The organism is Streptomyces sp. NRRL F-5135 (assembly GCF_000719775.1).
GTDB classification, from domain to species: Bacteria; Actinomycetota; Actinomycetes; order Streptomycetales; family Streptomycetaceae; genus Streptomyces; species Streptomyces hebeiensis.
The window spans coordinates 137,756-150,766 of record NZ_JOHR01000006.1; the positions used below are offsets into that span (position 1 = coordinate 137,756).

The 13,011-nt window shown below is 74.7% G+C and carries 10 protein-coding genes; 5 read left to right on the top strand and 5 right to left on the bottom strand.

What is annotated here, in order from left to right; all coding sequences use genetic code 11:
• Positions 1-136: 136 nt before the first annotated feature.
• Positions 137-3,475: an amino acid adenylation domain-containing protein gene (locus IG02_RS36225; protein ID WP_063756763.1), complete on the bottom strand. Its 3,339-nt coding sequence runs from the start codon at positions 3,473-3,475 to the stop codon at positions 137-139.
• 33 nt (positions 3,476-3,508) lie between these two features.
• Complete coding sequence (locus IG02_RS0111190) at positions 3,509-3,967, bottom strand: pyridoxamine 5'-phosphate oxidase family protein (RefSeq protein WP_234314702.1); 459 nt, start codon at positions 3,965-3,967, stop codon at positions 3,509-3,511.
• Between the two features lie 253 nt (positions 3,968-4,220).
• On the opposite strand from IG02_RS0111190, the gene IG02_RS0111195 reads away from it, so the two are divergent.
• Positions 4,221-4,928 carry a TIGR00730 family Rossman fold protein gene (locus tag IG02_RS0111195; RefSeq protein ID WP_078854422.1) on the top strand — a complete coding sequence of 236 codons (708 nt, stop codon included), beginning with the start codon at positions 4,221-4,223 and terminating at the stop codon, positions 4,926-4,928.
• Between the two features lie 898 nt (positions 4,929-5,826).
• Here IG02_RS0111195 and IG02_RS0111205 read toward each other — a convergent pair.
• Positions 5,827-6,849: an ArsR/SmtB family transcription factor gene (locus IG02_RS0111205; RefSeq protein ID WP_030744930.1), complete on the bottom strand. Its 1,023-nt coding sequence runs from the start codon at positions 6,847-6,849 to the stop codon at positions 5,827-5,829.
• 353 nt (positions 6,850-7,202) lie between these two features.
• Here IG02_RS0111205 and IG02_RS0111210 point away from each other — a divergent pair, with 353 nt between their 5' ends.
• Entirely contained in the window at positions 7,203-7,547 is a 345-nt protein-coding gene (locus tag IG02_RS0111210) for a hypothetical protein (RefSeq protein WP_051764847.1), read from the top strand.
• Positions 7,548-7,691: 144 nt separating this feature from the next.
• The gene (locus IG02_RS0111215; RefSeq protein WP_030744934.1) at positions 7,692-8,507 is read left to right on the top strand and encodes an AfsR/SARP family transcriptional regulator; all 816 of its coding nucleotides are present in this window, start codon (positions 7,692-7,694) and stop codon (positions 8,505-8,507) included.
• Here IG02_RS0111215 and IG02_RS37740 read toward each other — a convergent pair.
• Together IG02_RS37740 and IG02_RS0111225 are read right to left on the bottom strand one after the other, a co-directional pair.
• Positions 8,476-9,369: a 4'-phosphopantetheinyl transferase superfamily protein gene (locus IG02_RS37740; RefSeq protein WP_051764848.1), complete on the bottom strand. Its 894-nt coding sequence runs from the start codon at positions 9,367-9,369 to the stop codon at positions 8,476-8,478. The genes IG02_RS0111215 and IG02_RS37740 overlap by 32 nt on opposite strands.
• Before the next feature lie 11 nt (positions 9,370-9,380).
• Positions 9,381-9,830 (bottom strand): nuclear transport factor 2 family protein, encoded by a 450-nt coding sequence (locus IG02_RS0111225; RefSeq protein WP_267958502.1) that lies wholly within the window; start codon positions 9,828-9,830, stop codon positions 9,381-9,383.
• A 221-nt stretch (positions 9,831-10,051) separates the two neighbouring features.
• Here IG02_RS0111225 and IG02_RS0111230 point away from each other — a divergent pair, with 221 nt between their 5' ends.
• Positions 10,052-11,743 carry an FAD-binding oxidoreductase gene (locus IG02_RS0111230; protein ID WP_078854391.1) on the top strand — a complete coding sequence of 564 codons (1,692 nt, stop codon included), beginning with the start codon at positions 10,052-10,054 and terminating at the stop codon, positions 11,741-11,743.
• A 43-nt stretch (positions 11,744-11,786) separates the two neighbouring features.
• Positions 11,787-12,917 (top strand): acyl-CoA dehydrogenase family protein, encoded by a 1,131-nt coding sequence (locus tag IG02_RS0111235; protein ID WP_030744942.1) that lies wholly within the window; start codon positions 11,787-11,789, stop codon positions 12,915-12,917.
• Positions 12,918-13,011 lie beyond the last annotated feature (94 nt).

The following is a 13,011-nucleotide window of genomic DNA, read 5'->3' on the forward strand; positions in this document are numbered from 1 at the left end:
GGGGCCCTGAACCGTCCCGGCGGGTACGGTCGCGAAGCCGGTGCGGCAGGGGCCGGCCCCGTACCGCACACGAGCCGGGCCGGGCGGCGGCGTGGTCGCTCCGCCCGGTCCCCCGGCCCGCGGCGCCGCGCGCCGGCTATCCCGCGGACGCTCCCGCGGTCTCCGGCTCCGCCGACCCCACCGACTCCACCGACTCCGCCAGGACCTGGACGGCCCGAGCGGCCTCCCGTGACACGGCGTCCATGGCCGGTCGCGGGCGGGGCATGTAGCCCGAGGTGAAGAAGAACTCCAGATAGCGGTCCAGGAGCGCAGTGTCGACCGGCGGGCAGTCGAAGCCGCTGCCCGCCAGGGCCTCTTCCGTGTTGCGGCGGCTCAGCCGGGGGAAGATGTCCTCCAGATAGAGCTCCTTGACCGAGATGTCCCCCTTGTTCACCCGGTCCACGCACAGCGACACGAACGGCGCGGTGGGGCTGGTCGGGTTCACGGCGACATGGCGCACCAGCTCGCCCACCCACTCCTCGTACGGCAGCATCGTCATCTCGCAGCCCGCCGCGCGCATCCGGGCCAGCACGTCGCCCAGGACGGCCGGGCGCGGGTTGGTGTGGTGGTAGACGCGGCCGGTCGCCGGGTGCCGGGTGGCGATGTGCACGACGGACTCGGCGACATGGTCGACCGGCACGAAGTCCATGGGCAGCGCGATGTCGGGGGCCAGGCCCGTCTCCGCGATGGTCTTGAACAGCGAGCAGATGGCGGTCTCCGTGTTGCAGGCGCCGTGCAGCCGGTCGCCCGTCACCTCGTACGGCCGGTGGACGGCGACCGGCAGTCCCTGCCGGGCGGCCCGGCCGAGCAGGCCCTCGGCGACCCACTTGCTCTCCGCGTACCCCATGGTGAGGCGGTCCGCGTGGGCCAGCGGGACGTCCTCGTCCACCTCGCGGCGGCCCTCCGCGCCGAACCCCGCGAGGACGGCCACGGTGGACAGGAAGTGGACCGGCACCCGCCGGCGGGCGGCCAGCCTGACGATCTCCCGGGTGCCGTCCACGTTGGCGGCCCGCAACGCCGTGTACGGGTAGAGGAAGTTGACCTGGGCACCGTTGTGGATCACGAGGTCCAGGCAGCCCGCCAGCTCGGCGGTGTGCTCCGGGCTCAGTCCGAGCCGGGGCGCGGCGAGGTCGCCGGGGAAGCAGACCAGCCGTCGCCGCGCGGCCTCGTCCGCCTCCAGCCCGTAGCGGGTGAGCGCGGCCAGCACGCGCCGCTCGGCGTGGGCGGGACCCGAGGCCCGGACCGGGCAGTGGATCCGCGCCGTCGTCTCCCGCAGCAGCCGGTCCAGCAGGAAGGCGCCGACGAATCCGCTGGCGCCGGTGAGCAGGACGTCCGCGGGGTCTCCCGGGCGCGGCTCGGGCCCTTCGGCGGGCGGCAGCGTGAAGCCCAGCTCGGTCTCGCGCTCGAAGTCGATGTCCGCGCCCGGGCCCCCCGCCCCCGTCCGGCCAGCGCCCGCGCCGCCGCCCCGGTGCGCGCCGACGGCCGTCGCGTACCCCTCCAGCGTGGGATCGGTCAGCAGCGCCCGGATGAGGGTGCTGCCGAGGGAGGCGTCCAGGCCGAGCAACGCCAGCGTACGGGTGACCACTTCGGCGGCCAGCAGGGAGTCGCCGCCGATGTGGAAGAAGTTGTCCGAGGGGGCGGGGCGGACGCGCAGCACCAGCTGCCACACCTCGGCGAGGGCGTCGAGCACCCCCGTCACCTTCCCGGCGGGCGTGGTCCGTGCCGCCGTCTTCGCCGTCCCGGAGCCCTGGACGGATCCGTCGGCCGGGGCCTCGCCGGCGGGGCCCGGCCCTGCCGGCGGCTCCGCCGCCGTCTCGGCCAGCAGGCGTTTGCGGTCGACCTTGCCGCCGCTGGTCACCGGGAACCGGTCGCGGGGCACCAGGATCGGCACCGCCTGGGCGGGCAGCCACTGCACGCAGTACCGCCGCAGCTCGTCCACCGGCACCGTGCCCCCGGGGCGCGCCGGGGTGAGGTAGGCGGTGAGGGCGCCGGCGCGCAGTTCGACCACCGCCTCGCCGACCTCGTCGTGGCAGCGCAGCCGGGTCTCCACCTCGTCCAGTTCGATGCGCTGGCCGCGCACCTTGACCTGGCGGTCCAGCCGGCCCCGGTAGACGAGCAGTCCCTCCTCCGTACGGACGACCCGGTCGCCGGTCCGGTAGAGCCGGCCGCCCGGCTCGTGCGGGGCGTCGACGAAACGCCGGGCCGTCAGCTCGGGGTCCCCGATGTACTCCAGGGCCAGGCCGTCGCCGCCGACGTACAGCTCGCCCTCCTCGCCCGGTGCGGCGGGGCCGCCGTCCGCGCGCAGCACATGGCAGGTGGAGGCGGCGAAGGGCCGGCCGATGGGGACCGACTCCTCCTCGCCGGTGAGCTTCGGCAGGACGTGGGCGGTGGAGACGACGCTGTTCTCGGTGGGCCCGTAGAAGTTCACCAGGGTCGTCTGCGGGCACGCCTCCTGGACGGCCCTGGCCAGGGCGGGGTCCATCGCCTCGCCGCCGGCGGAGGCGAACCGCAGCGGTTCGAGCGCCGCGGGGCGGGTCCTGGCCACATGGTGGAAGACGCTGGTGGTGAGGTAGGCGACGGTCACGCCCTGGGCCCGGAAGCGGTCCTCCAGGGCGGCCGGGGAGAGCAGTTCGGCGCGGTCCACCAGCACCAGGCAGGCGCCGCCGAGCAGGGCGCTCCAGATTTCGATCGTGGAGGCGTCGGAGGAGAGTCCGTAGCCGTGCAGCACCCCGTCGCCCGGTCCGGGCGGGGTCAGTTCCGCGTCGGCCAGGACCAGTTGGGCGACGCCCCGGTGCGGGATGGCGACGGGCTTGGGCCGGCCGGTGGAGCCGGAGGTGAACATCACGTACGCGCGGTCGGTCGCGCGCGCGGCCGGCAGCGCCGTACCGGCCGGGGGCCAGGGCACGGCCGCCCGCTCGCCCGCCCCCGCCGGACGGCCCGCGGACGCGTCGCCCCCGGACGCTCCGGCCGCGACGGGGTCGACCCCGATCAGGGTGCGCAGGCCGCGGATGCGGCGGGTGCCGCCGGGCAGGACGACGGCGGTGTGCACGCCCGCGTCCTCGGCCATGGCCCGCAGCCGGGCCGGCGGGTGGTCCTCGTCGAGGGGGACGTAGGCGCAGCCGGCCTTCAGGACGCCGAGGAAGGCGACCAGCGCCTCCAGGGAGCGGCTGCCGCACACCCCCACAACGGATCCCGGTGCCACGTGCGCGGCGAGCAGCCGTGCGGCGAGGCGGTCGGACAGGGCGCCGAGTTCGCCGTAGGTCAGGACGGTGTCCCCGTACCGGGCCGCGGGCGCCTCGGGCGAGGACCGGGCCCGGTCCTCGAACAGCTCGGGCAGGCTGCGGTCGCGCGGATAGACGCGCGGGGGCGGACCGGGGAGCCGGGAGTGGGTGGACAGGCCCGTGCGGATGTCCGGGCGGGGGAGCGTGTTGCTCATGCGGAGATGCCTTCCGGCAAGTGGGGGGGCGGATCAGCGGTTGCCGTCGGAACCGGCGAACTCGGCGGCGAAGGCCGCGAAATCGGCCGTGCGCCAGCGCTCCGGACGCATCCGGAGCGTGATGTCCTCGGTGAGCTGGTGGGCGGTCGCCGTCAGGTAGTCCCGAGCGTCGTCGGACTCCAGGTAGCGGTGGGCCGTGGCCTCGCGCTCGGCCGCGTCCGCCGGGTCGGTGACCGAGACGACCGGGCCCTCCACGCTGACGTACCGGTACGGCGCCGTCTCGTCCTGCACGCAGAGGCTGAACCGGCCGGTCTCCTCGACCAACCGGGTCTTGACCGCCGACCGGGCGGTCTGCACGACCACGTCGCCGCCGGGCTCGTACCGGTACCAGACGGGCACGAGCAACGGCGCGCTCTCGCCCCGGGTGTCCGTGACCCCCAGGACGCCGACATGGACGTCGGCCAGGAACCGCTCCCGCGCGTCCCGTTGCATGGCAGGCACCATCGGCAAGCCTCCGCATCTCGTAGACAAACGTCTTGCCGATACCGGTATGCCCTGACCAAACTCAGAAGATCCGGGAATTAACTCTTTCGGATGTTTAAAGCTATTAAATCCCTTATATGGCAAGGCGAGAGGAGCGGACGGCCCGGCCGAGCGGAGGTGGACTCACTTACTGTATGCATTCGAGTACATATGGCAACCGAGGGAACAGGAGCCGGATGTGACACAGGTGGCGGACGCGTCCATGCCAGCAGCGTGTGCCGAGTCGGGCGTGGCGAGGGTCGGGGTGTTCTGCGGGGCCCGGCCGGGCGCCCGGCCCCAGCACCTCGAACTGGCCGCCGAGTTCGGCGGGGCGCTCGCACGGCGCGGGTCGGGGCTCGTCTACGGCGCGGGCGGGGTCGGCATCATGGGCGCCGTCGCGGACGCCGCGCTGGAGGCGGGGGCCCCGGTCACGGGGGTGATCCCCCGGCAGCTGTACGAGCGGGAGCGGCCGGACGAGTCGCGCGCCGAGGTGATCGTCGTGGAGACCATGCACGAACGCAAGGCGCTGATGTACCGGCTGGCGGTCGGCTTCGCGGTGCTGCCCGGCGGCTTCGGCACGCTGGACGAGCTGCTGGAGGTGGCGACCTGGAACCAGCTGGGCATCCACCGCAAGCCGCTCGTCCTCGTCAACCGGGGCGGGTTCTTCGACCCGCTGCTCACCCTGCTGGACAACATGGTCGGCGACGGGTTCATCAGCCCGGACGAGCGCGTCGTCATCCAGGTCGCGTCCGAGGTGGAGGAGGCGCTGGACCGCCTGGTCGATCCGGCGGAGGGCTACGAGCCGTCGGAGGCGCCGGGCGACGCGCCGAACGCGCCGGTCTCCTCGATCGTCCCGCCGAGTTCGGCCCGGACCTCCTCCATGGCCGCGCGCGGCTCCGCCGAGAGCACCCAGCGCTTGCCCACGAGGTAGACCCCGCCGTACGCCTGCGCGTAGGTGAGCCAGTCCTCCTGGCCCTTGTCCGTGTCGAAGGTGAGCATCACGTACTGGCCGCTGTCCGTCCGGCACACGCCTTGCCGGTAGTCGAGCGTCTTGCCGCGCTCCTCGGGCTCGCAGCCGACGACCTCCGCCAGCTTCTCCATGCTCGCGGGCTTCGGGGGCTCGGCGGCGTCGTCCGACTCGGGCCCGGCGGAGGGGGACCCGGCGCGGGCCCCGGAAGCGGACCCCGGCGTGGAGGCGGACGCCGCCGCCTTGGGCGTGTCATCCGAGGTCCCGCCGCAGCCCGTCAGCACCGAGGCGACGGCCAGGGCCGCGATCGCGGCCGTGTGGCGACGGACATGACGGGTCATCGGCGCGCTCCTGATCCCACGGGGGTACGGCTCCGCCCCGTCATACGTACGGAAGGGGCCGCGCGTTCACCGGTGCCGGTGGGGAGCCCCCGCGTCCGGACCACGCGGCCCGCCGCGCACGGCGACGGCCGTACGGTTCCGCCGTGCGGCCGTCCGTGACGCGCCGCCGTCCGTGACGCGCCGGGCGGGCTCCGTCCGGGCCTCCGTGACAGGTGGGCGGAGCCGGCGCCGCGTCAGGTCACCGACGAGTCCGCGCGGCGGCCAGGAGCGGCGCGGCGTCGCCGCGCCGTACCCCCGTCCGACGCGGCGACGCCTCCCCCGTTCCCCCGTTGCCCCGTTGCCCCCCGTTTCCCCCGTGTGGCCTGGGGCCCACCGTCGATCGGGTGCGGGTCACGCTGTGCCCGTCCGCTCGACGCTCGAACACTGTCGCGCGTGCGGGCCGACCGGATCCAGGGTTTGCCCCCAGACGCAATGCCCCTGGCCGGGCCGGCGCCCCCTCGACCGGCCGGCCCGGTCCGGCGTCAGCCGGGCAACGCGCCGTTGAGCAGCGCTATGCCGAGCGGGGTGATCCGGTGCCGTACGGATCCGCCGTACCGCTCGCTCGCGACCAGCCCGGCGTCCCTGAGCACGCTGGTCTGGCGGCTGACGACCGGTGCGGCGACCCCGACCCGCCGGGCGAGGTCCGTCGTGGTCCCCTCCACCGCGCAGGCCTCCAGGACCGTGGCCCTGGTCCTGCCGAGCAGCGCGACGACGGGGACCGCCCGGGCCGCGTCCTCCCCCGCGTACGCCTCGTCGTCCAGGCCGGAGAAGTCGGGTGTCAGCCGGCCCGCCAGCCGTGGCGACAGGGGGTAGACGAGGACGGGCGGCAGGTCGGTGTCCAGCAACGTGATGGGCTGAATACGGCAGAAGTACGACGGCACGAGCACCAGGCCACGGCCGCCGAGGTGGATGTCCTGGTCGGCGTAGACGGGCAGTTGGAGCACCGGGGCCTGCCACTCGGCCCTCGGGTGCAGCTCGGCCAGCAGCCGGTCCACGCCGCCGCCGAGCAGGGCCTGCGCCCGCCGGGCGCGGTCCGCCTCGGTCTGGGCCCGGATGGCGCCGGCGTACGGCGCGAGGGCCAGGCGGTGATACGTCCTCAGCGCCTCGCCGAGGCGGCGCAGCGCGGCGGGCTCGCCGTCCCCGAGCGCCCGCGTCCAGGCGGTGGGCGGGCTCTCCTCCGCCAGGTTCGAGAACTCCGTCCGCAGCCGGGCGCGGGGCGTGGACAGCACCCGGTCCAGGCCGGCCTCGAAGCCCTCCTCCGCCCGGCCGGGGGTCAGGAAGTCCGGCGAATAGCCCCAGGGGCGGGCCAGTTCGGTCAGCAGCCGCACGGACGTCGAGCGCGCCGCCGGTATGCGTAACCGGCGGCGCCACTCCGCGAACGCCAGGGAGTCGGCACCGCGCTCCTGCATCGCGTGCAGGCTCAGCAGCACCTCCCAGAGCGGATCGACTCCGTCGGCCACGGTGACCTTGCGCAGGTCCTCGCCCGTGAAGTGGATGCGCAGCACGGCCGTCACCGCCCCCCGGGACGTCGGTCCGGTCGGGCGTGTCGGGCGTGTCGGGCGTGTCGGAGCCACGGATCCCGCGGGTCCCGTGCGTCCGGAACGGCGGTGGTCGGACTCGGACGTCTCATGGCACTCTCCTCGCTCGGTGCGCGGTGGGCCTGGAGGCCGGGGCCGGGGGGCCGGTCGTGCGATTCTCGTACGGCTCGGGGGTGAAATGCACGGCGCACGCGCCGGATGACCGGTGTCGCACGGGCACATGGCCTCGGGCCCGGCCGCCCCGGCCGTCCCCGCCTGCCGGACGACGGCGCGCGCCGGCCGCCCCACCGTGGAGCCCCCGACCTGTTCAGGAGTACCGAATGCCGAAGAACCGTCGTACGCGGCCGTCCCTCTCCCGCGGCGCCGCGCTGTGCTGCCTGCTGGCCGCGGGGCTCGGCGCGGCGGGCGCCGCGCCGGCCCTGGCCGATGACGTCCCCGTGGTGGTGACGGGGAAGTGGGCGACGGGCGCGCCGTCCGAGGCCACCTGCCCGAAGGGCACCGAACTGGTCGGCGGTGGCTACGAGTCGGAACCCATGGCCCGGCCCGACGGAGCGCCGGCGGGCCCGGTCGACATGAACGCGCCGTCCTCCCGCGTCCCGAACACCTGGGTGGTCCGGACGTACACCGGCAGCGCGCGGGCATACGCACTGTGCGAGAGGGACTGATCACGGAGCGCCGTGAAAAACGCATACCCCGGCATGCGCAGTTCACGGGGGAACTCGTGCCGGACGCTCTGGGAACCGTGTGGCACTCGATGCCAGGCTCCGGGTCATGCCCCGCCGCTGGGCCTCGTAGAACGGAGACAACCGGTGCAGACACGGGTCCTGGGTCCGCTCGCCATCGACTACAACGGCATGTCCATCGTCCCGACCGCCAACAAGCCCAAGCAGATACTCGCCCTGCTCGCCCTCCGCCCCGGGCACGCCGTGCCGGTCGGGGCCCTGATCGAGGAGGTCTGGGGGGACGCCGTACCACGCAGTGCGGCCACCACCCTGCAGACGTACATCCTGCAACTGCGCCGGCGGATAGCCGCCGCCCTCGGCTCCGACGGCGACCGGGGCGGCCCGTCGCCCAAGGACGTCCTGGCCACGGCGTACGGCGGCTACCGCCTCGTGGCCCCCAGCCAGGGTCATGACCTGGCCGAGTTCCAGGACCTGTCGACCCGTGGGATCCGGGCGCTGGAGACGGGTGACGCGCACGCGGCGTCCACGCTGCTCGGTACGGCGCTGGCGCTGTGGCGCGGCGCGGCGCTCGCGGACGTGCCCAAGGGGCCCGCCCTCGAACTCGAGGTGATCGGCATGGAGGAGGCCCGGCTGACCGTGCTCGAACAGCGCATCGAGGCGGATCTGCGGCTGGGGCGGCACAGTTCCCTGCTCCCCGAGCTGCGCATGCTCAGCGCCCGCCACCCGCTCAACGAGAACCTGTGCGCGCAGTTGATGACCGCGCTCTACCGGGCGGGCAGCCCGTGGCGCGCCCTGGAGGAGTTCCGGCGGCTGCGCGGGCGGCTGAACGGGGAGCTCGGCGTCGAGCCGACCCCGGGGCTGCAGCGGCTGCACCTGGCGGTGCTCAACGGCGACCCGTCCCTGGAGGCCGTCACGAGGACCCCGCTGCGGAGCGCGAGCTGAGCCGTCGGCCGGCGGCGGTGTTCCCGGCCCGGCCGGCGGCGGTGTCGCCGGGCCGGTCCGCGAGCGCGGGCACGGGTGCGGGTGCGGGTGCCGTAGGCGCCGGAATCGTACGCGACCACGCGGTACGTGCCGCCGTCGCGTGGGCGCTGGTCAGGTGGGCCGCGCTCACGTGGTAAGAGGTGCCGGCACCACCGGCATCACCGGCATCACCATCGATGTATACGCGGACCTCCCGCGTGGTGAACGACCAGCCGCGCGGTCCGCTCGGCGAGGGCCCGCCGATCGCGTCGAAACCGATGCCGCGCAGGGACACCCGCAGTCCGGTGCCCAGCGCCTTGACGTACGCCTCCTTCAGCGTCCACAGGCGCAGCACGGCGTCCGCGTGGTCCCGCGCGGGCAGTCCCGCGAGGTGGAGCAGCTCGCCGGGGGCGCACACCCGGCCGGCCAGCTCCGGCCCGGTGGGCCGCCCGGCCCGTTCCGTGTCCACTCCCACCGGACCGAGCGCGCTGACGGCGACGGCGAGCAGCCCCCCGGTGTGGCTGAGGCTGATGCCGATGTCCGGCCGGTCCGGCAGCACGGGCCGGCCGAGCGGGGTGCGCGCGAGCCGTACGCCGGTCCACGGGACGGCGAGGAGCGTGCCGACCGTGTGACGGAGCAGCCGGCGGGAGGCGAGGAAGCGGCCGCGCGCGGCGGCGCTGCGCTGGGCGCGCACGCGGGCGGTCTCCTCCGCCGACAGGGCGGTGAGCGCGTCGGTCGCCCACGCCTCGGCCGCGCCGTACACCACCACGCGGCCGGCGCCGGCCCAGGCGTCCTGGACCGGGCCCCAGGGCCCGGCGGGGGTGACCCGCCGGTACGGGATCACTGCCGTCTCCCTCAGACGAGCTGGTCGTGGTCGATCTGGCGGGAGCGCGTCAGCACGGCGCCGCCCTCGACCTCCAGGACGTCGTTCACCACGCAGCTGGGGGCGATGAGCGGCTTGCCGCCCGGCCTGGTGGTGACCACGAGCGCGTACACCGTGGAGCGGAGCGAGCCGTCGTCCAGCGGTTCCAGCACGACGTGGTTGAACCAGTGGCGACGCTGCACGGGGTCGCCGTCGAACCGCTTGTGGAACTCGATCAGTTCGGCGACGATCCCGTCCCGGCCGACGGCCGGCTCGGCGCCCGGCGAGTGCTGGAAGGTGCCGTCCTTGGTGAACGTCGCCGCGTAGTCCTCGAAACGGCCGCCGTCCAGCGCCTGCATCTGGCGCGCGTAGAACTGCTGGACCCGTGTGTAGAGGTCGGTCGACACGCCCGTGTTCCCGGTCGCCTGGTCGCTGTCGGTCACCTGATTCCTCCCGCCGCTGATGTGCCTCGTCCTGCGCGTCCCGGTCCCGTCCGGGGCCCTGTCCGACGCGGAGCACATCGTCGTACCCGCCGCTCGAAAACCGATGGAGGACCGGTACGGCGGCCGGTTCAAGCCGGTTGCGAGCGGGCCGTGTTGCGGTGGGCGCGCGGCGCGGGGTCCCTACGCGCGCCCGCATCCGCGCGACCGAGGAGAACAGCAGCATGGAGCGAGAATTCAGCAGGCGAAGAGTGCTCGGCGGGGCCGCGTCCGTGGCCTCCGCCGCGGTGGCGGCACCGTTGCTCACGGCGGGCGGCGCCGCGGCGGCCCCGGGTGCCGGGGAGGCGGCGGAGGCCGCGACGAGCCCGGCGGCGCCGGTGCGGGTGCTGCCCGACGACCCGCGGTACACGGAGCTGACCACCGGCCAGAACCGCCGCTGGGTGGGCACTCCGGACGAGGTCCGCCTGGTCTCCACCACCGAGCAGGTGGTGGCCGCCGTCGACGAGGCGGTGCGCGGCGGCAAGCGCATATCGGTGAAGGGCGGCGGTCACTGTCTCGCCGACTTCGTCTTCCACAAGGACATCGACCTGGTCCTGGACATGTCCCTGATGAACCGGGTCTCCTTCGACGAGGAGCGCGGCGCGTTCGCCGTCGAGGCCGGCGCCACGCTGATGAACGTGTACGACGCGCTGTACAAGGGGTGGGGAGTCACCATCCCGGGCGGCATGTGCTACTCGGTCGGCGTCGGCGGGCACGTCTCCGGCGGCGGCTACGGACTCCTCTCCCGGCTGCACGGCCTGACGGTCGACCACCTGCACGCCGTGGAGGTCGTCGTCGTGGACCGCTCGGGCCGGGTGCGCAGTGTGGTGGCCACGCGGGAGGCGAACGATCCGAACCGCGACCTGTGGTGGGGCTGCGCGGGGGGCGGTGGCGGCAACTTCGGTGTGATCACCCGCTATTGGTTCCGTACGCCCGGCGCCACCGGCTCCGACCCGGGCAGGCTGCTGCCGAGGCCGCCCGAGGAGGTGCTGGTCCAGGCGCTGTCGCTGCCCTGGGACCAGCTCGACGGCCGGGGCTTCAGGCGGCTGGTGCAGAACGTCGGCACCTGGTTCGAGAAGCACGGCTCGCCCGACTCGCCGTACGCCTCGCTCGCCGGCGCCCTGCCCTTCACCCACCGCTCCAGCGGCGGGATCAGCATGTTCGCTCAGATGGACGCGACGGTGCCGGACGCGGAGAAGCTGTTCCGCGCCTACCACACGCACATCCTCGACGGTGTCGGGGCGACCGCCGAGGCCGCGGTCCGCCCGATGGGCGAACTGGGCGCGCTCCCGGAGCTGGCGGAACCCACCCGGCTGCCCTGGCTGCGGGCCACCCGGCGCCTCGGCACCAGTTCCCCGATGGTCACCGACCCCGCCATCCGCGGCCACCACCACTCCGCGTACGTGCGCAGGGCCGTGCCCGACACGCACATCGACCGCATCTACGAGTGGCTGAACAGCGACAGCGTCGACAACCCGATGGCGATGGTCATCCTGCACCTGGTGGGCGGGGCCATCGACCGGGTGTCCCCGAGCGCGACGGCGGTGGCCCAGCGCGACTCGCACTTCAAGCTGCTCTACCAGAGCATGTGGCAGGACCCGGCGGACGACGCCGCGAACATCGCCTGGACCAACGGCGTCTTCCGGGCGGTGTACAAGGAGACCGGCGGGGTGCCCGTCCCGAACGGCGTCACGGACGGCTGCTACATCAACTACCCGGACACCGGTGTGCACGACCCCGACGCCAACACCTCCGACTGGTCCTGGCACCGGCTCTACCACAAGGACAACTACCCGCGGTTGCAGCAGGTCAAGGCGCGCTGGGACCCGCGGAACGTCTTCCACCACAGCCAGTCCGTCGAACTGCCCACGACATGACGGCGACGGGTCGCCGTCCGGAATCGGGAGTGAGTGCTCTGACATGTCCGTAGAAACCCTGCCGGCCGGTTCTCCGCCGGGAACGGGACTGCGCGAGGCGGCCGCCGACCCGGCTCGGGTGGCGGCGGCGCACGCGGTCCGCGCCGACGCCGAGGGCCGGCTCGCGCCCGAGTCGGTCAAGGCCCTGCTCGCCGCCGGGTTCGCCCGGCACTTCGTGCCGCGCCGCTGGGGCGGCGCGGAAGGCGGGTTCGGTGAACTCCTCGAAGCCGTCGCCCTGGTGGGCGAGGGCTGTACCTCCACGGCCTGGATCGCCTCCCTGGGCGCGCAGACCGGCCGGATGGCGTCGTTCCTGCCACCGGAGGGCTGCGCCGAGGTGTGGAGCGAGGGCCCCGACACCCTGCTCGTGGGCGGGCTGGTCCCCTCGGGAACGGCCACCTGGACGGACGGCGGCTGGCTGCTCGACGGCGCGTGGCCCTATGTGAGCGGCGTCGAGTTCTCGGACTGGGCCCTGCTGTGCGGCCGGGCGTCGGGCGGGCCGGGCGGCGCCGCGGACCCCGACGGCGGCGCGGGGGGCGAACTGCGGTTCTTCGCGGTGCGCCGCCAGGCGTACCGGATCGAGGAGACCTGGGAGAGCGTCGGCATGCGGGCCACCGGCAGCCATACGCTGGTGGCGCGGGACGTCCTCGTCCCCGCGCGGCTGTCGTTCGCGCACGCCGACCTGATGCGGGGCCGGGAGAGCGGGCCCGCGTGCGTCCGGGTCCCGCACAAGGCGGTCAACGGGCTCGCGTTCGCCGGGCCGGTCCTGGGCGCCGCGCGCGCTCTGGTGGGCGGCTGGACGGACTGGACCGCGCCGCGGCCCGAGGTGGTCAGGGCCGGGGCCGAGGTGGACGCCGCCCAGTTGCTGCTGGAGCGGGCCGCCGCCGAGGCCGACCGGGGCCGGACGGGGCGGCTGCCGACCGCGCGGGCGACCCGGGACTGTGCCGTGGCGGCCGAGCTGCTGACCACGGCGGCCACGCGGGTGGTGCGGGCGTACGGGACGCGCGGCCAGTCCGCGTCGCATCCGGCCCAGCGCCCGTGGCGTGACATCACGTCGGCCACGACCCATGTCGCGCTCGGCTTCCCGGCGGCGGCCGAGGGCTTCCGCGGCGCGGCGGCGGCCGCGGCCGGTTCGTAGGAGCAGCCGGTACGGGAGGTGGCGCCGTTCGCTCGCGCGGACGGCGCCACGTCGGCGTTCCCGCGCCTCGGCGCTCCGGACACGGCAGGTGGGG

Excerpts from the sequence above, each read along its gene's own strand:
- IG02_RS36225 (WP_063756763.1), bottom strand. The coding sequence starts at position 3,475 with ATGAGCAACACGCTCCCCCGCCCGGACATCCGCACGGGCCTGTCCACC.
- IG02_RS0111190 (WP_234314702.1), bottom strand. The coding sequence starts at position 3,967 with ATGCAACGGGACGCGCGGGAGCGGTTCCTGGCCGACGTCCATGTCGGC.
- IG02_RS0111195 (WP_078854422.1), top strand. The coding sequence starts at position 4,221 with ATGCCAGCAGCGTGTGCCGAGTCGGGCGTGGCGAGGGTCGGGGTGTTC.
- IG02_RS0111210 (WP_051764847.1), top strand. The coding sequence starts at position 7,203 with ATGCCGAAGAACCGTCGTACGCGGCCGTCCCTCTCCCGCGGCGCCGCG.
- IG02_RS0111230 (WP_078854391.1), top strand. The coding sequence starts at position 10,052 with ATGGAGCGAGAATTCAGCAGGCGAAGAGTGCTCGGCGGGGCCGCGTCC.
- IG02_RS0111235 (WP_030744942.1), top strand. The coding sequence starts at position 11,787 with ATGTCCGTAGAAACCCTGCCGGCCGGTTCTCCGCCGGGAACGGGACTG.